This window comes from Ochrobactrum teleogrylli, assembly GCF_037482325.1.
In the GTDB taxonomy this organism is placed as follows: domain Bacteria; phylum Pseudomonadota; class Alphaproteobacteria; order Rhizobiales; family Rhizobiaceae; genus Brucella; species Brucella teleogrylli.
The window spans coordinates 2,504,850-2,524,020 of record NZ_JBBHKQ010000001.1; the positions used below are offsets into that span (position 1 = coordinate 2,504,850).

Genomic DNA, 19,171 nt, shown 5'->3' on the forward strand with positions numbered 1-19,171 from the left:
AGCTCAAGCCTTGAAGAACGCCTCATACTGATCCGGCTTGAAACCAACCGTCAGCACGCCGTCCCTGTCGAGCACCGGGCGCTTGACCATGGAGGGCTGTTCCAGCATCAGCGCCCGCGCCTTGGCGGCATCGACACTCTGGCGTACATCTTCGGGCAATTTGCGGAAGGTCGTGCCAGCGCGGTTCAGAAGCTGTTCCCATGCGACGGTTTTAAGGAAACGGTCGAGCGTTGCCGCATCCAGCCCTTCCTTCTTGTAATCGTGAAAACCATAGTCGATGCCATGGTCCTCCAGCCATGTGCGCGCCTTCTTCATGGTGTCGCAGTTTTTGATACCGTAAATGGTCACGCTCATGGTCGACTCCTTCAATCCATTGCGCGATCAAAGGCTAATACGCGTTTCGGTTCAACCCCTTATGTCGTCCTATCGCGCATCGTGAAAGATTATGCCCAGCGTATGTCGCATGCCGGAGCGGATACGGCTGACGCCGTGCCGCATCTTGACCCGGTAGTCGCCACGCGTACCCTGCACCGGGCGGTCATTGACGGCGAAGATCACCGCATCGCCCTGTTGAAGCGGCACCACTTCCGCCCTGCTCTGCATGCGCGGACGTTGCTCGGTGAGCACGAATTCGCCGCCCGAGAAATCCTCGCCCGGCTTTGACAGGAGGATAGCCACCTGCAACGGAAAGGCGATGTCGCCATAAAGGTCCTGATGCAAACAATTATAATCCCCCTCGCCATATTGCAGGAGAAGCGGCGTCGGGCGTAACTGACCGGCTGCGTGGCAGCCTTCCAGAAAGGCGTCATGGGTCGGCGGATAACGGATGTCGCTGCCCATTCTCCGGCTCCACGCATTGGCGATGGGCGCGAGCTGCGGATAGAGATTTTCGCGCAGGCTCGCAATTAAGGCAGGCAGCGGATAGGCGTAATATTTGTATTCGCCGCGCCCAAAACCGTGCCGCGCCATGGAAATGGTGGTACGAAATACGGCGGAATCATGCCATTTCGTGGCAAAATTGTGGCATTCGCTATCTGAGAGGAGTTTCGGGAGAATGGCCGTACCGAATGTGTCGAGTTCGGCGCCGATCTTCTCCCAGTCATAAGCGGCGACTTTTGCCGCCGCCGTTTCGTGATCGCCACTCATGCTTCACGCTCCCGCTTCAGGAGGTCGCGCTTGCGCTCGACACCCCAGCGATAGCCGGACAGTCCGCCATCATTGCGCACGACACGATGGCAGGGCACCGCGACGGCGATCTTGTTGGCGGCGCAGGCCTGCGCAACAGCGCGAACGGCTTTCGGCGCGCCGATCCGTTCGGCAATATCCGTATAGCTTGCTGTTTTTCCTGCCGGAATTTCCCGCAAGGCCTGCCAGACACGCTGCTGGAATGCCGTGCCGCGCAGATCGAGCGGCAGATCGAGACCAATGCCCGGCGCTTCGACAAAGCCGACCACCTGCGCGATCATGTCCTCGAAGTCGCGGTCGGCCCCGATGAGATTGGCTCTCGGAAAGCGCTTTTCCAGATCGCGTATCAGTGCTTCCGGGTCGTCGCCCATCAAAATGGCACAGACGCCCTTGTCGCTCGCCGCCACAAGCACTGCGCCAAGCGCCGATTGCCCGATGGCGAAACGAATGTCGGCATCCTTGCCGCCCTGCCGGTAAGCCTTTGGCGTCATTCCGAGAATCCGGTCTGAGGCTTCGTAGAAGCGGCTGCTGGAATTGTAACCCGCATCATAGATTGCATCGGTGACGCGGATTTCCGGCGCGTCGAGCGCCACACGCATTTTGCGGGCGCGATGCGCATCGGCATAAGCTTTTGGCGTCAGCCCGGTGAAGGCTTTGAAAATGCGGTGGAAATGCGCGGGGCTGGTCTTCACCGCATCTGCGATTTCCTCCAGGGACGGCACTTCTTCCGCCGCCTCGATATAGCGGCAGGCAGCGGCTACAATTTCGGCATGGCGCGCATTATTCTGCGTCGCGAGCGTTTCGGTCAGATGCGGCTTGCAGCGCAGGCAGGGGCGAAAGCCTGCCCGCTCCGCATCCTCACAGCGGTCGAAAAACTGCACGTTTTCGCGCTTTCCTCGCCGCGACGGGCAGGACGGGCGACAATAAACGCCAGTGGTGCGCACGGCATAAACGAAGGCGCCGTCCGACGCCTTGTCGCGTCCGAGCACCTTCTGCCAGCGGCTTTCATCGGGATCGTGCTTTGCGAGTGTCATAAGGTTCATGTCCGTGTTCCTTCTTTATATGAACCAGACATAGAAGCTTACAAGAGCGCTCACACTCCGCTGCTTGCTTTCAAATTCGCATCACGCTTTACGCGCATCCGCGATAGCTGCGATCAGTTCCTGCTGCTTCATGACCCCGCCATAGAGCTTGGTGCCGATGACGAAAGACGGGGTGCCGCTGAAATTAAACGCTTCGCCCTGATTCATGTTGCGCTCGAGTATGTTGTTGATGCGCTTGGAATCCGCCTTATAGGCCGCCTGAAGCTTGGCCGCGTCCAGACCAGCCTTCTTCAAGGCTGCATCGACCTGTTCCTTGGTCAGACGGCCCGGCGTGGCCATCATGGCTTCCATCGCCTTGGCGTAATTACCGGATTTTTCCGCCGCCAGAACAAGCCGCGCCGCATAGGCTGACGTTTCGCCAAAGATGATCCAGTCCTTCAGCACCAATCGCACATTGCCGTCATCCTTGACGACGCGCATCAGTTCGCCATGGCCCTTTTTGCAATAAGGGCACTGATAGTCGAAATATTCGACGATGGTGACATTGCCATTCGGGTTGCCGAGAACCGGGATTTCGGTGTCGTAAAGAACCTCGGCCACGGTCGGAACGGCCTGTGCCAGACCTTGCACGCCCGAAAGGCCGAGCGTCGCAACGGTTCCGGCTGAAACAGCCAGCATCTGACGACGATTTATCATGCACTCACTCCCGTACCGGATTGCGACTTGTCGAGCACCACAACGCGGGCGCCCGTCGGGGCGCGCTTGTAGAGATCGAGAATGTCCTGATTGAAAAGGCGGATACAGCCCGAGGACGCCGCCTTGCCGACCGACCACGGTTCGTTGGTGCCATGGATGCGGTAGAGCGTGTCCTTGCCGTCGCGATAGAGATAGAGCGCGCGGGCGCCAAGCGGATTGCGAATGCCGCCTTCCAGACCATTGGCATATTTCGCGTAATGATCGGGATTGCGCTTGATCATATTGGCGGTCGGGGTCCAGCGCGGCCATTGCGACTTATAGGCGACCTTGGCTTCGCCCTTGAAGGTCAGCCCTGCACGGCCGACGCCAACCGAATAGCGCATGGCCTTGCCGCCCGGCTGCACCAGATAAAGATAGCGCGCATAGGGATCGACAATGATGGTGCCCACCGGATGGTCGGTCGCGTAATCGACCTGCTTGCGCAGGTTGCGCTCGGCAATCTTGTTCACGTCGAGCGCGGGAATGAAGTTCTTTCCGTCGGTGACGGCACCATACATCACTTCATATTCGCTGCGCGCCGTCTGTACTTCCGGTTCCGCAACGGCCGCGACTTGCACCGGCTGCGGTTCTGCCACAACCGGCTGAACCATCGGCGCGGGCATAACAACCGCGACCGGCTGCTCGGCGGAAGTGGTCGTGCAGGCGGCTGCCGCCAGTGGCAGCGCAGCGACAGTGGCAATGCGCAACAGTCGCGCTGCAATACGATATCTATCGTCCCCGCGTTTCATAATAGTCCAAGCCCCCGGCATCATCTTCAATCCTTGTTTCTGCAATTACATCCGGCCATCGGCTGTGAGACCAACCGACCGGGCAATGGTGGCAGACGTGACATCGCCCACCAGTCTCGTCCCCTCCCGCTCGCGGCTTGCCTTGTCGAAGAAAATCATCGTCGGCGGGCCAGCCACTTTCAGCTTCGCCATCAGGTCGGCATTGCCACTGGTGAGATCGGAAATATCAGCCTTGATGAGCTGATAGCCGTTCAGGCTTTTCTTCACATCGGCATCCGGCAACACACGTTTTTCCACGGTGGAGCAACTCACGCACCAATCCGCCGTGAAATAGACCAGTGTCGGGCGCGAGCCTTCCACTGTCGCAAGCTTCTCCTGAAGGGAAGAAACCGTATCGACCGGCGCGAATCGCAGCTCGATCCTATTCTGGTTGTCGCCACGGTTAGCGAATGCGGCCAGCGGTTGCAACGGATCTCTGCCGCCCGAGGCAAGACCGAGCATCAGAATGGTTGCGTAGACGAAGGCCGCCGCGCCAATCGTGCGGGCCACCACGCTGTGCCCCGGCACTTTGAGAAAGGCAAAACTTGCCACGCCGAACAGCAGGATCGCCCAAAGCGCCATGTCCACGCCTGACGGCAGAAGCGGCGCGGCCATGAAGATGGCGGTTGCCAGAAAACCGAAGCCGAAAATCTGCTTCACGGTTTCCATCCATGCGCCTGCGCGCGGCAAGGTGCCCGCGCCAAGGGTCGCGAAAGCGATCAACGGCAGGCCCTTGCCGATGCCGAGCGCAAAGAGGGCCCCCGCACCCAGCGCGATATTGGCCGTCTGTGCAATATAGAGAAGCGCGCCCGCCAGTGGTGCGGTCACGCAAGGACCGACGATCAGCACCGACGAAAAGCCGAGTATGGCGGCGGAGCGCTTGGAGCCTGTGCGCTGACCAGTCCGCGCGGAAACCGCGCTCACCCACTGGTTGGGAAGCTGGATCTGGAACAGGCCGAACATCGACAGGGCCAAAAGCGTGAACAGCCCCGCCAGAGCAAGCGCGGTCCATTTCGATTGCAGGACCATTTGCAGGTTCTGCCCCGACCAGCCAGCGATCGCCCCCACCAGCGCGAAGCCCAAAGCCAGACTGACCACATAGATGGAGGAAAGGGCGAAGCCGCGTTTTGCCGTCAGCTTTTCACCTTCGCGCGCCAGTGTTCCGGCAACGATGGGATAGATCGGGAAGACACAAGGCGTGAAGGCCAGCAGCACCCCGAAAGCCAGAAATGCCGCGATAACAAAGCCCGTGCCGCCCTCAGCCAGCAGGTTTTCGACCATGCCCTTTTCCGGCGCGAGCGCAAAGGCCTTGCTTTGTGCGCCAGGGGTCGGCGGGACCGCGGCTCGCGTGAAGGCCGAACTCTGCCCGAATGATTTCGCCAGATTTCCCATCTGGCTGGAAACCGCCAGCGTCACCGGATCGACCGTCCGCGTTTCAGGCCGGTAGCAGATGCCGTCTTCCTGACAGCCCTGATAGGTGATTTCCATCGGCGCGGTTTGCGCGTTCACGCTGGCGCTGGCATAGCGATAATAGACTTCAAGCCTGCCGAAATTCGGATCATCCTTGGCAATGCCGGGCTGTGTATCGACATCGAGCGCATTGCCCTTGTCGTCCTTCGCGGCAATATGATCGCGATAGAGATAGTAGCCTTCGGCAATGGTCCAGCCAAGCACGAGGCGTCCGTCGGCATCTTTCGTCACGCCGAGACGAAAGGCTTCGTTCACCGGCAAGGGGCCCGCGGCAAAGGCGGACGAGCACGCCGTGAAGATCAGGAGAGCCAAACACGCAAGGCTCGCAGAAAGACGCATTCCGGTTTTCCGAACTGATTCGTAGAAAATTGATTATGCTGTAAAAGGCGAATGACGCCGCCACCTTAAGGCAGCCTTAAGCTGGGTTGCCGACAAGCCCGGGCGGTTTAAAACGACAAACAAGGCGAAAACAGGAAGACCAATGCGCATTCTGGTGGTTGAAGATGATGCAATCCTGCTCGACGGCCTGTCCGTCGGTCTTGGCATTGCCGGTTTCACCGTGGATGCGGTCTCGACCTGTGGCGATGCGGAAGCAGCCCTCGCCGCGCAGAATTACAATGCCGTGGTGCTCGATCTGATGCTGCCGGACGGGTCCGGCCTCGACATTCTCAAAACCATGCGGCGCGGACGTGACGATACGCCGGTGCTGCTTCTGACCGCCCGCGATCAGGTGCCGGAACGCATTGCCGGGCTGGACGCCGGTGCCGACGACTATGTCGGCAAGCCGTTCGATCTGCATGAGCTGGCCGCCCGGGTGCGTGCTGTTGCGCGGCGCGGTGCCGGTCGCGCCAATGCCGTGCTGGAATGGCGCGGCGTCGAGCTTGATCCGGCGGAAATGTCGGCGCGTTTTAACGGCGAACCGCTGCGGCTGACGCGGCGCGAATTCTCGATCCTGCGCGCGCTGATGGAGCGCCCCAATGCGACGCTTTCGAAATCGTCGCTGGAAGAAGCGCTTTATGGCTGGCAGGAGGAAGTAGAGAGCAATGCGGTGGAGGTCCATGTCCACCACCTGCGATCCAAGCTTGGCTCCGATTTCATCGAGACGGTGCGCGGGGTCGGCTATCGTCTGGCGGGAGCCTGCGCATGAATTCGATCCGTGGCCGTCTGACCGGCATTCTGATCGGCGTGACCTGTATCGTCTGGCTGGTTGCGGTGGTGTGGATTCACATCACCACGCAGGCGCAACTGGAAAAGGTTCTGGATGCGCGTCTGATGGAAGCCGCGCGCATGGTCAATTCACTATTGAGCGATCACCGTGTCGAAGTCGGCCCGAACGGCGATGGCGGCCAGCTTTCGCTAAAACCCATGCCGGAATTTTCCGACTATGACCGGCAGCTTTTCTGCCAGATCTGGGCGCTGGACGGCAAGCTGGTCGGGCGCTCGGAAAGTGCGCCCATCACACGGCTGACCAATGTGGCAAACGGCTTTTCCAACACCGTTGTCGACGGCGAGCGCTGGCGGGTCTTTGCGGTTGAAAACACGCAGCTCGGTTTGCGCGTCATGGTTGGCGACAGTCTCTATGTCCGTGAAAGGCTGGTGCGCACGGTGGTGACGGGGCTGGCCGTGCCAGCGCTTCTGGTGTTGCCGCTGCTTGCGGGCATGATCTGGCTTTGCGTGCGGCGCGGACTCAATCCGCTGAGCAACCTTGCCGCCGTGCTGTCGAAACGGCAGGCGCAGGATTTGCGCCCGCTGCCGGAAGACAATCTGCCCAAAGAAATTGCCCCTGTCGTGACGGCGCTGAACGGGTTGTTCCACCGCGTCGAGGAAGCGCGCGAGCGCGAGCGCAACTTCGCGATCTTCGCCGCCCATGAGCTGAAGACGCCGCTCGCCGGACTGAAGACGCAGGCGCAAATCGCCGAAAGCGCGAAGGACAAAGCCGTGCGCGCCAATGCGGTGCGCCAGATTGCGGCGGGCGTGGACCGAACCAGCAGGCTGGTCGGTCAGCTGCTCGATCTCGCGGCGCTTGAAACCAGCGACGAAGCCGAGACACCGGTGCCGGAACCGGCCTGCAAGCTTCTGCACACCATCGCCACCGATATGCGCATGCTCGGCGCGCAGCGCGGCGTCGCCGTCGAATTGCTGGAGGGGATGCCGCTTGTGCAGATGCCGTTCCCACATCTCTTCACGCTTGCTGCGCGCAACCTGATCGAAAATGCCGTGCTGCATTCCCCGGTGGATGGCTTCGTGCGCTGCGGCTTTACCGTCGCGGACGACCGCCTCACCCTTACCGTCGAAGACAGCGGCCCCGGCATTCCCGACAATGAAATGCCGCATGTGACGGAACGCTTCTTCCGTGGCAAGCACCGGCAGGATAATGGCAGCGGCCTTGGGCTTGCCATCGTGCACATGGCGGTGACGCGCATGGGCGGCAGTTTTGCTCTGGTCAACCGTTCCGATGGTGGTCTTCGCGCCTCTATGATCGTCCCGGTGACATAAGTTCCGGGACCACTTCCCTCCCTAGAAAATCGTCGTTGATTAGGATCAATGACAGCACGTCACCGAGCGCAGATAGACATCCTGTCGCTACAACTGCCCCTGACGGGCGGTCTTCGTTACGCGCTGCGAGGGGATTTCATGAACTACGCCGCTGGAACAGTCCTATCCGGTCTGGGAGCGCTTTTTGCCGTGCTTCTGGCCGGATTTTCCCATGACGAGCTGTTCAGAACCCATATGTGGATTCTGTTCGTCGTGCTCGCCATTTTCACCATTCTTCTGATGCGCAATGCCGATTACGGTCTGACGCCGAAAAAGACGGACCAGTCCGTCTATATGGATGGCCCGATCCGCTACGGCGTGATCGCCACGGTGTTCTGGGGCGTTGTCGGCTTCCTCGTCGGCGTCGTTATCGCAGCCCAGTTGGCTTTCCCGGATCTCAATCTGGAACCATGGCTGAACTTCGGTCGGGTGCGCCCACTGCACACTTCCGCCGTCATCTTCGCCTTCTGCGGCACCGCGCTCATCACCACATCCTTCTATGTGGTGCAGCGCACCTGCCGCGCCCGTCTGTTCGGCGGCGATCTGGCCTGGTTCGTGTTCTGGGGCTACCAGCTTTTCATCGTCATGGCCGCCACCGGCTATCTGCTCGGCATCACCCAGAGCCGCGAATATGCCGAGCCGGAATGGTATGTGGACATCTGGCTCACCATCGTCTGGGTCGCCTATCTGGTCGTGTTCCTCGGCACGGTCCTGAAGCGCAAGGAGCCGCATATCTATGTGGCCAACTGGTTCTTCCTCGGCTTCATCATCACCATCGCCATGCTGCATATCGTGAATAACCTTGCCGTGCCGGTCTCCTTCCTTGGCACCAAGAGCTATTCCGCCTTCTCGGGCGTTCAGGATGCGCTGACGCAATGGTGGTACGGCCACAATGCCGTCGGCTTCTTCCTCACCACCTCGTTCCTCGGCATGATGTATTATTTCGTGCCGAAGCAGGCGAACCGTCCAGTCTATTCCTACCGCCTGTCGATCATCCACTTCTGGTCGCTGATCTTCCTCTATATCTGGGCTGGTCCGCACCACCTGCACTATACCGCCCTGCCCGACTGGGCGCAGACGCTGGGCATGGTGTTCTCGATCATGCTGTGGATGCCGTCCTGGGGCGGCATGATCAACGGCCTGATGACGCTTTCGGGCGCATGGGACAAGATCCGCACCGATCCGATCATCCGCATGATGGTGGCGGCCATCGCCTTCTACGGCATGGCGACCTTCGAAGGTCCGCTGATGTCGATCAAGGCGGTCAATTCGCTGTCGCACTATACCGACTGGACCATCGGGCACGTCCATTCCGGCGCGCTTGGCTGGAACGGCATGATCACCTTCGGCGCAATCTATTATCTGGCTCCGAAGTTGTGGAACCGCGAACGCCTCTATTCGGTGCGCATGGTCAACTGGCACTTCTGGCTCGCTATTCTCGGCATCGTGCTCTACGCCGCCGCCATGTGGGTTGCGGGTATCCAGCAGGGCCTAATGTGGCGCGAATACGACGACCAGGGTTTCCTCGTCTATTCCTTCGCAGAAACGGTCGCCGCGATGTTCCCTTACTACGTCATCCGCATGACTGGCGGCCTGCTCTACCTCACGGGCGGTCTCGTCATGGCCTGGAACGTCTATCAGACCATTCGCGGAAATCTGCGCGATGAAGCGCCGATTGCCGGCGCAACCCCGGCCAAGCCGACACCAGCGATGCAGCCTGCGGAATAAGGATCGAACACACATGTCCTTTCTGAAAAAACATGCCGTAATCGAAAAGAACGCAACGCTGCTGCTGGTTGGATCGCTGACCGTGGTGCTGATTGGCGGCATCGTGGAAATCGCGCCGCTGTTCTATCTCGAAAACACCATCGAGAAGGTGGAAGGGATGCGACCCTATTCACCGCTCGAGCTTGCGGGGCGCAATATCTATGTGCGAGAGGGGTGCTATCTGTGCCACAGCCAGATGATCCGCCCCTTCCGCGACGAGGTGGAACGCTACGGGCATTACAGCCTTGCGGCGGAATCCATGTATGACCACTCGTTCCAGTGGGGTTCCAAGCGCACGGGGCCAGACCTCGCCCGCGTCGGTGGCCGCTATTCCAACGAATGGCACGTCCAGCACCTGATCCGCCCGCGCGACGTGGTGCCGGAATCGGTCATGCCGGGCTATGGCTTCCTGAAGGATACGCCGCTCAGCGCCGACACCATTGCCGCCGATCTCAAGGCCAATGTCGCGGTTGGCGTGCCCTATACGCAGGACATGATCGACAATGCGCTGGCCGACCTGAAGGCACAGGCCGATCCCGAAGCGGATACATCCGGCGTCGAAGCCCGCTATCCGAAAGCAAAACTTGGCGATTTCGACGGCAACCCGGCTGTTTTGACCGAGATGGATGCACTCGTCGCCTATCTCCAGATGCTCGGCATGCTGGTCGATTTCTCGACCTACGATCAATCCCCCAAAGCGCGATAGGAGCTTCCCATGGATTACAACGCCATGCGCCACTTCGCCGACAGCTGGGGCCTGCTCGGCATGACGGTCTTCTTCGTTATCACCGTCTTCTATGTCTTCCGTCCCGGCAGCAAGAAGATCGCCGACGAGGTGAAAGCCATTCCGTTCAAGGATGACGCAAATGACTGATAAGCATATCGACGACGTCAGCGGTGTTTCCACCACCGGCCATGAATGGGACGGCATCCGCGAACTCGACAATCCGATGCCGCGCTGGTGGCTGTGGACCTTCTACGCCACCATCCTGTTCGCCATCGGCTACACCATCGCCTATCCGGCATGGCCACTGATTTCCAGCTCGACTGCGGGGCTGACCCAATGGTCGAGCCGCGGCGCGTTGCAGGAAGACATGCGCCAGGTGGCGGCAGAAAAACAGGGCATTCTCGACCAGATCAAGACCAAGGATGTGCACGAGATTCTGGCCGATGAAAATCTGCGCCAGTTCGCCGTTGCAGGCGGCGCGGCTGCCTTCCGCGTCAATTGCGTGCAGTGCCACGGCTCCGGCGCGCAGGGCGCGCCCGGCTATCCGAACCTCAACGACGATGACTGGCTGTGGGGCGGTTCCATCGACGAAATTCTGACGACCATCCGTCATGGTGTCCGCTCGAAGGACGACGCGGATACGCGGACTTCCGAAATGCCTGCCTATGCCGACATTCTGGAACCGCAGCAAGTTCGCGATGTGGCGGCCTATGTGGTGAGCCTCACCGGCACGCCGCATGACCCGTCGATGGTCCCGGCAGGCCAGAAAGTCTTCGCCGAAAACTGCGCCGTCTGTCACGGTGCCGACGCCAAGGGCAGCCGCGAATTCGGCGCGCCGAACCTGACCGATGCGATCTGGTTCTACGGTTCCGGCGAAGACGCGATCATCCGTCAGGTCTCGCACCCCAAACACGGCGTCATGCCCGCATGGGAACCGCGCCTCGGCGACACGACCGTCAAGCAGCTGGCGATATTCGTGCACTCGCTGGGCGGGGGAGAATGAAGAGAGGGGGGTAAGGCAGTAGGGGAATAGGGGAGTATGTTTTGGTTGTGAAGGCCCGCAACGTCGCTCCCCTTTTTTTTCATACTCCCTTACTCCCCTATTCCCCTACTCCCTTCTCCTCTCAAGGAGCATAAAATGTCAGAGCAGGTCGAACGCATCGACGTTCAGGCAGTGAATTCCCCCAAGACCCGGCAATCGCTCTATGCGGCGCGGGTCAAGATTTTTCCGAAGCGTGTTCGCGGTGAGTTCCGGCGCTTCAAATGGCTCGTCATGCTCATCACGCTGGGCATCTATTATCTCACGCCGTGGCTGCGCTGGGATCGCGGGCCTTATGCGCCCGATCAGGCCGTGCTGATCGACCTCGCCAATCGCCGCTTCTATTTCTTCTTCATCGAAATCTGGCCGCAGGAATTCTATTACGTCGCGGGTCTGCTCATCATGGCGGGCCTCGGCCTGTTTCTGGTCACATCCGTCGCAGGCCGCGCATGGTGCGGCTATACCTGCCCGCAGACCGTCTGGGTCGATCTCTATCTCGTGGTGGAACGCGCCATCGAAGGCGACCGCAGCGCCCGCATGAAGCTCGACAAGGGGCCATGGACTTTCGACAAGATATGGAAGCGGGTGGCGAAACATTCGATCTGGCTTTTGATCGGGGTGCTGACCGGCGGCGCGTGGATTTTCTATTTCGCCGATGCGCCGAAATTGCTCCTCGACTTCGTGAGCGGACAGGCGGCGCCCGTCGCCTATTTCACCCTCGCCATTCTCACCGCCACCACCTATGTGCTGGGCGGGCTGATGCGCGAGCAGGTCTGCACCTATATGTGCCCATGGCCGCGCATTCAGGCCGCGATGCTGGACGAGAATTCGCTGACCGTGACCTATAATGACTGGCGCGGCGAACCGCGTTCGCGCCATGCCAAGAAGGCGATTGCCACCGGGGAAGCCGTCGGCGACTGCGTGGATTGCAATGCGTGTGTCGCCGCCTGCCCCATGGGCATCGACATTCGCGACGGCCAGCAGCTTGAATGCATCACCTGCGCGCTATGCATCGATGCCTGCAATTCCGTTATGGACAAGATCGGCAAGGCGCGCGGGCTTATCTCCTATGCGACACTGGCCGATTACAACGCCAATATGGCGCTTGCGACCGACAACGGAACGATGCCCATCACCCCAGCGCGGGTTTATGATGCGCCGAACCGCTTTTCCGACAAGGTGCAGAACCTGTCGTGGGGCAAGGTGCTGCGTCCGCGCAGCCTGTTCTATTTCATCGTCTGGGCGCTGATCGGCCTCACGCTGGTCATTTCGCTGTCGATGCGCCAGCGCATCGGCATCAATGTCCTGCATGATCGCAACCCGCAATATGTGCTTCTGTCCGACGGTTCAATCCGCAACGGCTATACCGTCAAGCTTCTGAACATGATCCCGACGCCGCGCACCTTCCGGCTTTCCATCGAAGGTCTGCCCGGCGCGACCCTGACCGTACAGGACGAGACGGCAGACGCAGACGGCAATTATGCCGTGCCCGTCGAACCCGACCGGCTGAAGACATTGCGCGTCTTCGTGACCCTGCCGCACAGCGCCATCACCGATCACCGCCAGGATTATGAAATCGAAGTGCGCGATGCGGACGGCGCGGAACACGCCCGCTACAAGGCAACCTTCATGGCTCCGGAGGGACGATAATGTCGGCAGAAACCAAGACAGCATCCGCAAATTCGTCGGGCACTTTCACCGGCTGGCACATGCTGGGCATCATGGTGGCGTTCTTCGGGGTGATCATCGCCGTCAATGTGACGATGGCCTATTTCGCCATCAACAGCTGGAGCGGGCTGGTCGTCGCCAATTCCTATGTCGCAAGCCAGGAGTTCAACGAAAAGGCCGAGACCGGCAAGCAGCAGGCCGCTCTGCAATGGCAGTCGAAACCGTCCTATGAAAATGGCGTGCTGACCTATCGTCTGCTCGACCGCAACGGCCAGCCGGTTGCAGTGACTGGCGGTACCGTGGAGTTCAAGCGTCCGGTGGGCGATGTGAACGATACCAAGGCCGCGCTCACCGCTGGCGACGAAGCAGGTGTGCTCGGCGCCAACATCGCGCTTACCGATGGCGCTTGGGTCATGGAAATCAATGCCGATGCCGGTCTGGAAGACCCGTATCGCCACATCATCCGTGTCCTGATCAAAAACGGCAAAATGCTATGAGCTGCTGCGTCGAGAATGCACAGATCGCGACCGTCATCCAGCGTGTTTCTCCGGATGAAATGCAGCTCGCCAGCCGCGCGCTTGGCGACGGGCTGCGGCAACTCGACCTCTCGGTGCCGGGCGTTCACTGCGGCCTGTGCATCAAGACCATCGAAGATTCGCTGGGCCAGATTGCGGGCGTTGCCTATGTGCGCGTCAACCTGACGGCGCGCCGGGTCGCGATCCGCTGGAAGGACGGCGAAACGCCGCCCAATGTCGTCGATCCGCTGCGGAAGCTCGGCTATGAAGCGCATATTTTCGACATGGCGCAGGAGAAGGACCCCGCCTTCACGCGCCTGCTGATCGCGCTTGGCGTTGCGGCTTTTGCCTCCAGCAATGTCATGCTGCTTTCCGTCGCCGTCTGGTCGGGCGCGGATGCGGCAACCCGCGATCTGTTCCACTGGGTCTCTGGCCTCATCGCCCTGCCGACGCTGATCTTCTCGGGCCGTATCTTCTATGTTTCCGCTTGGAATGCGCTGCGCAACAGGCGAGTGAACATGGATGTGCCGATAGCGCTCGCCATTTCGCTTGCTTTTGCGATGAGTATCTATGAGACCATGAACCACGGTCATCATGCCTATTTCGATGCCTCCGTGACGCTTTTGTTCTTCCTGCTGATCGGTCGCACGCTGGACTACATGATGCGCGCCCGCGCCCGCTCCGCCGTGCGCGGACTGGCGCAGCTTGGCAGTCGCGGCGCGGTGGTGATCGGCGATAATGGCGAGCGGAACTATCTGCCCGTCAATGAAATCCGCCCCGGCATGCGCATCATTCTGGCGGCGGGCGAGCGTGTGCCGGTGGATGCCAGAATTGAGGAAGGCCGCTCCGAACTCGATTGCGCCATTGCATCAGGCGAAAGCGATGCGGTGCCGGTCGGCCCCGGTTCGGATATCCGCGCCGGTACGCTGAACCTCTCCACGCCACTCATCATCCGGGCGACGGCGGAAGCGAAAGATTCCTTCCTTGCCGAAATGGTGCGCCTGATGGATGTGGCCGAGAGCGGACGCGCCTATTATCGCCGCCTCGCCGACCGCGCATCGGAGCTTTACGTGCCGATGGTGCACACGATCGCCTTCCTCGCATTTACAGGCTGGATGGTCTACACGGGTGGCGACTGGTATCGCTCGATCTATATCGCCATCTGCACGCTGATCATCACCTGCCCATGCGCGCTGGCGCTGGCGGTGCCGATTGTGCAGGTGGTTGCGGCGCGCCGCCTGTTCGAAAACGGCATCATGATCAAGGACGGCTCCGCCATGGAGCGCATGGCCGAGATCGACACGGCGATTTTCGACAAGACCGGCACGCTCACGCTCGGCCAGCCGCGACTGATCGGCGTTGAAAGCGTCAATGCGCGCTATCTGGAAATCGCCGCCGAACTGTCGCTCTATTCCCGCCATCCGCTGTCGCGGGCGTTGGCGCAGTTTTCCGGTCAGGGCCCGATGAGCGCCTTCACCCGGATCGAGGAATTTTCCGGTTCGGGTATCGAGGCGGAAATCGACGGCAAGCTCTATCGTCTCGGCAAATCCGAATGGGTGGGCGGCATGGCCGATGCAACCGCCGCAAACGGCCCGGAAACCTGCCTTTCCATCGACGGTATGCTGGTTGAAACCTTCCGTTTCGAGGACAGCCCGCGCGAAGACGCGGCCGCTGCCATCGCCGCGCTGAAAAAGGATGGGTTGAAGCTCGCCATTATTTCCGGCGACCGGTTGCCCGCCGTCAGACAACTCGCGGATTATCTCGGCGTCGATGATTATCGCGGCGCAGTGCTGCCCGCCGACAAATCCCGGCTTGTACAGGAGCTTTCCGGCGAAGGCCGAAAGGTGCTGATGGTGGGCGATGGTCTCAACGATGCGCCCGCCCTCGTCGCGGCCCATGTTTCCATGGCGCCTGCAACTGCAGCCGATATCGGGCGCAATGCCGCCGACTTCGTGTTTTTGCGCGAGAGTTTGGCCGCCGTGCCGCTGGCCTTTGCCGTCTCAAAGGAAGCGGGCCGACTGATCAGCCAGAATTTCGCGCTGTCCATCGGCTATAATATCATCGCCGTGCCGATTGCGATCTTCGGATATGTCACGCCGCTCGTGGCAGCACTTTCCATGTCGCTGTCGTCCATCGTCGTCGTCAGCAATGCACTGCGGCTGAAAGCCGGAAAGCAGAAACAACAGGCGCAGACACGAGCCGCGCCGGTTACCGTGGTAAAGGAAGCGCATAAATGAGCGGGCTTCTCTTTCTCATTCCCGTTGCGCTGCTTATGGGTGCGGTGGGGCTTGCCGCCTTTCTCTGGTCGCTGAAAAACGGCCAGTATGAGGATCTTGATGGCGCGGCTAGTCGTATTCTCTTAGACGACGACGCTAGGCCGTCACAAGAATCGCGCGCAGATCGTTGACATTCGTGCCGGTCGGACCCGGTATGAACAGATCGCCGATGGCGTCAAACGCCGTCCAGGCATCGTTGTTGTTGAGGCGCGCCGCACCATCCTCGCCCGCCTTTTGCAGACGCGACACCGTGCTGCCATCGGCGAAAGCACCCGCATTGTCCTCCGAACCGTCAATGCCATCCGTGTCAGCGGCCAGCGCATGGATATTGCCATAGCCGTCGATATCGAGCGCGAAGGACAGCAGGAATTCGCTGTTGCGCCCACCCTTGCCACCCTTGCCGCGAATGGTGACGGTGGTTTCGCCCCCGGACAGAATGACCACCGGTTTCTTGAACGGGCGGTCGCGTTCGGCCACTTCACGGGCAATTGCGGCGTGGACATGCGCCACCTCGCGCGATTCCCCTTCCATGGCGTCTGACAGAATCACGGCTTCGACGCCGTGGCGGGCGGCCTCTTTCGCCGCCGCTTCCAGCGATACGGCGGCAGATGCAATCACCCTCACCTCGTTTTGCGCGAAAACCGCGTCATCGGGTTTCGGTGCATGTGCGCCTTCGCCGCGAATATGCTTGAGCGCAGCCTCCGGCAAGTCGAGCCGGTAGCGTTCGATTATCTTCAGCGCATCGTCGCGGCTGGTTTGGTCCGGCACAGTCGGGCCGGAAGCCACGAAGGCCGGATTGTCGCCCGGAATATCCGAGACCACCAGCGAGAAAATTTTGGCCGGATGGGCGGCGGCGGCAAGGCGTCCGCCCTTGATGGTCGAAAGATGCTTGCGCACGGCATTCATGGCCGAGATCGGCGCGCCCGACGCCAGCAAGGCCTTGTTGACGGCAATTTCGTCTTGCAGCGTCAGCCCTTCCGGTGGTGATGGCAGCAGTGCCGAGCCGCCGCCTGATATCAGCGCCACCACGAGATCGTCTTCCGTGAGGCCCGATACGGCTTCGAACAGGCGCTTGGATGCCACAAGCCCGGCATCATCTGGAACCGGATGCGCCGCCTCGATAATCTCGATGCGTTCGCAGGGCGTGCCATAGCCATAGCGTGTCACCACAAGACCCTCAATCGGGCCGTCCCACGCCCTTTCGAAAGCCGCCGCCATCTGCGCGGAACCTTTGCCCGCGCCGATGACGATCGTGCGGCCCTTGGGCTTCGCGGGCAGGTTTGCCCGTATCACCAGTTCCGGATCGGCAGCGGCAACAGCCGCATCGAAAAGGCTGGTCAAAAACTTCTTCGGATCGGCGATGGCGCTTGGGGCAGTCATGAGATTCCCGATTTTGATTATTGGTTTGGCAGCACTATTTCGTGCCGCGCACATAAAATCAATGGAGCCGGCCACCTCCTCCAAAGCGGCCAGCTCCACCTTCTCCCCTCCAGAGAAACAGTCAGGCGACCTCGTGATTGGCCATCCGCTCCAGCGCGCGCACCAGACCGGAATGGTCGAGACCGTCATCGCCATGCGCCGCGCAGGAATTGAACAGCTCCTGCGCCAGGGCCGTGTTGGGCAGCGAGACGCCCAAGGCCTTCGCGCCCTGAAGCGCCAGATTGAGGTCTTTCTGATGCAGGGAAATGCGGAAACCCGGATCGAATGTGCGCTTGATCATGCGCTCGCCATGCACTTCGAGAATGCGCGAGGAAGCAAAACCGCCCATCAGCGCTTCACGCACCTTGGCCGGATCGGCACCCGCCTTTGAGGCGAAGACCAGCGCTTCGGCAACGGCTTCAATGTTGAGCGCCACGATAATCTGATTGGCGACCTTGGTGGTCTGGCCATCGCCACAATCGCCGACCAGCGTGATGTTCTTGCCCATCAGCTTGAGAAGCGGCAGCGCCGCGTCGAAGCTTGCCTGCGCGCCGCCCGCCATGATGGAGAGGCTGGCGTTCTTCGCGCCCACCTCGCCGCCGGAAACCGGCGCATCGATATATTCCGCACCCGTGGCGCGGACTTTTTTCGCAAATTCCTGGGTCTCGATGGGCGAAATCGAACTCATGTCGATCAGCGTCTTGCCCTTGCCAAGACCTTCCGCCGCGCCGTTTTCCCCGAAAAGGACTTCGGCCACCTGCGGCGTATCCGGCAGCATGAGTATGGTCGTCTCGCATTCCGCAGCCACCGCCTTGGGCGTATCGAGAACCGTCAGCCCCGCATCCATCAGGTCCTTGTGCGGCGGCTGGCTATGCTTCGAGGTGAAAAGCTGGTGGCCTGCATTCTGCAAATGCTGCGCCATTGGCTTGCCCATGATCCCCAGTCCGATAAAGCCGATCTTGGCCATTCTCTATCTCCCTATGCAGTTATGCGCTGAGACGCTCGGCCTCATATTGTTTGAACCAGCCGAGACCGTCTTCGGTGGTGGTCTTCGGCTTGTATTCGCAGCCGATCCAGCCCTTGTAGCCAGCCGCCTTCAGCGCTTCGAAGACGTTCGGATAATGGATCTCGCCGGTGCCGGGCTCGTTGCGTCCCGGGTTGTCGGCAAGCTGCACATGCGCGATCAGCGGCTTGTAGCGCTCATAGGTGGCGACGAGTTCGCCGCGCGTGCGCTGCTGGTGATAAAGGTCGTACTGAATGAACAGGTTGTTGCTGCCTACCTCGTCGATGATCGAAACCGCCTGTTCCACAGTGTTCAGATAGAAACCGGGAATGTCGTAATGGTTGATCGGCTCGATCAGCAGGCGGATACCGTGCTTGCCCAGTTCCTTCGCGGCCAGCCGCAGATTGCCGACAAAGGTGGCCCGCAGCGCGTCTGGGTCGATGCCCTGCGGCGCGATCCCGGCAAGGCAGTTGACCTGCGAGCAGTTGAGCGTCGTGGCGTAATCGATGGCATCCGCCACGCCGCGACGGAACTCATCCACACGATCCGGCAGGACGGCGATACCGCGCTCGCCGCCTGCCCAGTTGCCGGCGGGCAGATTGTGCAGCACCTGCGCCAGATTATGACGGGTAAGCGCTGCTTTCAGCTCATGCCGGTTGAACTCGTAGGGGAACAGATATTCCACCCCGGTGAAACCCGCCTTGGCGGCCAGCGCAAAGCGATCCATGAACGGCACTTCGGTGAAAAGCATGGTGAGATTGGCTGCAAATCTTGGCATTTCCGCCTCCTCTGTTTTTCTACGCAATTGCGGAGAACCGCTTCACACTTCTCCAATTGCTCAAATGTTGTTCTTTTCCCTCATCCTGAGGAGCCTCCCGAGCTTGTCGAAGGGAGGCGTCTCGAAGGGCGAGGGAAAACGCACCGTGCCTGCCCTCACCCTTCGACCCTTCGACGGGCTCAGGATGATGCTTCGCTTCGCTCCGCACCTCAGGATGAGGAGT

General features: G+C 60.5%; 19 protein-coding genes. 10 read left to right on the forward strand and 9 right to left on the reverse strand.

Features of this window, described 5'->3' with window-relative positions:
• Positions 1-3: 3 nt before the first annotated feature.
• From WIX40_RS11810 to dsbD, 6 genes are all read right to left on the reverse strand, one after another.
• The gene (locus WIX40_RS11810) at positions 4-354 is read right to left on the reverse strand and encodes an ArsC family reductase (protein ID WP_109368409.1); all 351 of its coding nucleotides are present in this window, start codon (positions 352-354) and stop codon (positions 4-6) included.
• A 69-nt stretch (positions 355-423) separates the two neighbouring features.
• The gene (locus WIX40_RS11815; protein WP_339439960.1) at positions 424-1,146 is read right to left on the reverse strand and encodes a 2OG-Fe(II) oxygenase; all 723 of its coding nucleotides are present in this window, start codon (positions 1,144-1,146) and stop codon (positions 424-426) included.
• The gene (gene ada / locus WIX40_RS11820; RefSeq protein ID WP_339439961.1) at positions 1,143-2,228 is read right to left on the reverse strand and encodes a bifunctional DNA-binding transcriptional regulator/O6-methylguanine-DNA methyltransferase Ada; all 1,086 of its coding nucleotides are present in this window, start codon (positions 2,226-2,228) and stop codon (positions 1,143-1,145) included. Before ada ends, WIX40_RS11815 begins: the two co-directional genes overlap by 4 nt.
• 81 nt (positions 2,229-2,309) lie before the next feature.
• Positions 2,310-2,924 (reverse strand): DsbA family protein, encoded by a 615-nt coding sequence (locus WIX40_RS11825; RefSeq protein WP_109368406.1) that lies wholly within the window; start codon positions 2,922-2,924, stop codon positions 2,310-2,312.
• Positions 2,921-3,712: a L,D-transpeptidase gene (locus WIX40_RS11830; protein WP_109368405.1), complete on the reverse strand. Its 792-nt coding sequence runs from the start codon at positions 3,710-3,712 to the stop codon at positions 2,921-2,923. The genes WIX40_RS11825 and WIX40_RS11830 overlap by 4 nt, the downstream gene beginning before the upstream one ends.
• A 45-nt stretch (positions 3,713-3,757) precedes the next feature.
• Positions 3,758-5,560, reverse strand: a complete 1,803-nt coding sequence (gene dsbD / locus WIX40_RS11835; protein ID WP_339439962.1) for a protein-disulfide reductase DsbD — start codon at positions 5,558-5,560, stop codon at positions 3,758-3,760.
• Positions 5,561-5,702: 142 nt separating this feature from the next.
• Between dsbD and WIX40_RS11840 the strand changes: the two genes are divergently transcribed.
• The 10 genes from WIX40_RS11840 to ccoS all read left to right on the forward strand — a co-directional run bounded on the left by WIX40_RS11840 (position 5,703) and on the right by ccoS (position 15,879).
• The gene (locus tag WIX40_RS11840) at positions 5,703-6,368 is read left to right on the forward strand and encodes a response regulator (protein WP_121537316.1); all 666 of its coding nucleotides are present in this window, start codon (positions 5,703-5,705) and stop codon (positions 6,366-6,368) included.
• Entirely contained in the window at positions 6,365-7,717 is a 1,353-nt protein-coding gene (locus tag WIX40_RS11845; protein WP_339439963.1) for an ATP-binding protein, read from the forward strand. Before WIX40_RS11840 ends, WIX40_RS11845 begins: the two co-directional genes overlap by 4 nt.
• A 138-nt stretch (positions 7,718-7,855) precedes the next feature.
• Positions 7,856-9,484, forward strand: coding sequence for a cytochrome-c oxidase, cbb3-type subunit I (ccoN, locus tag WIX40_RS11850; RefSeq protein WP_339441014.1), 1,629 nt, complete (start codon positions 7,856-7,858; stop codon positions 9,482-9,484).
• A 13-nt stretch (positions 9,485-9,497) separates the two neighbouring features.
• Positions 9,498-10,229, forward strand: a complete 732-nt coding sequence (ccoO, locus tag WIX40_RS11855) for a cytochrome-c oxidase, cbb3-type subunit II (protein WP_339439964.1) — start codon at positions 9,498-9,500, stop codon at positions 10,227-10,229.
• Between the two features lie 9 nt (positions 10,230-10,238).
• A complete protein-coding gene (locus WIX40_RS11860; protein ID WP_078337972.1) occupies positions 10,239-10,397 on the forward strand; it encodes a cbb3-type cytochrome c oxidase subunit 3 in 159 nt (52 codons plus the stop codon).
• Complete coding sequence (ccoP, locus tag WIX40_RS11865; RefSeq protein ID WP_339439965.1) at positions 10,390-11,253, forward strand: cytochrome-c oxidase, cbb3-type subunit III; 864 nt, start codon at positions 10,390-10,392, stop codon at positions 11,251-11,253. Before WIX40_RS11860 ends, ccoP begins: the two co-directional genes overlap by 8 nt.
• Before the next feature lie 135 nt (positions 11,254-11,388).
• A complete protein-coding gene (ccoG, locus tag WIX40_RS11870) occupies positions 11,389-12,939 on the forward strand; it encodes a cytochrome c oxidase accessory protein CcoG (RefSeq protein ID WP_339439966.1) in 1,551 nt (516 codons plus the stop codon).
• A complete protein-coding gene (locus WIX40_RS11875) occupies positions 12,939-13,454 on the forward strand; it encodes a FixH family protein (RefSeq protein WP_339439967.1) in 516 nt (171 codons plus the stop codon). Before ccoG ends, WIX40_RS11875 begins: the two co-directional genes overlap by 1 nt.
• A complete protein-coding gene (locus WIX40_RS11880) occupies positions 13,451-15,709 on the forward strand; it encodes a cation-translocating P-type ATPase (RefSeq protein WP_339439968.1) in 2,259 nt (752 codons plus the stop codon). Before WIX40_RS11875 ends, WIX40_RS11880 begins: the two co-directional genes overlap by 4 nt.
• Positions 15,706-15,879, forward strand: a complete 174-nt coding sequence (ccoS, locus tag WIX40_RS11885) for a cbb3-type cytochrome oxidase assembly protein CcoS (RefSeq protein WP_121537302.1) — start codon at positions 15,706-15,708, stop codon at positions 15,877-15,879. Before WIX40_RS11880 ends, ccoS begins: the two co-directional genes overlap by 4 nt.
• Here the strand turns inward: ccoS and WIX40_RS11890 are convergent.
• The 3 genes from WIX40_RS11890 to hyi all read right to left on the reverse strand — a co-directional run bounded on the left by WIX40_RS11890 (position 15,845) and on the right by hyi (position 18,948).
• The gene (locus WIX40_RS11890; RefSeq protein WP_339439969.1) at positions 15,845-17,128 is read right to left on the reverse strand and encodes a glycerate kinase type-2 family protein; all 1,284 of its coding nucleotides are present in this window, start codon (positions 17,126-17,128) and stop codon (positions 15,845-15,847) included. The two genes, ccoS and WIX40_RS11890, sit on opposite strands and share 35 nt — an antisense overlap.
• 121 nt (positions 17,129-17,249) lie before the next feature.
• Positions 17,250-18,134 carry a 2-hydroxy-3-oxopropionate reductase gene (locus tag WIX40_RS11895; protein ID WP_339439970.1) on the reverse strand — a complete coding sequence of 295 codons (885 nt, stop codon included), beginning with the start codon at positions 18,132-18,134 and terminating at the stop codon, positions 17,250-17,252.
• A gap of 19 nt (positions 18,135-18,153) precedes the next feature.
• Entirely contained in the window at positions 18,154-18,948 is a 795-nt protein-coding gene (gene hyi, locus WIX40_RS11900) for a hydroxypyruvate isomerase (protein ID WP_339439971.1), read from the reverse strand.
• Between the last annotated feature and the right edge of the window lie 223 nt (positions 18,949-19,171).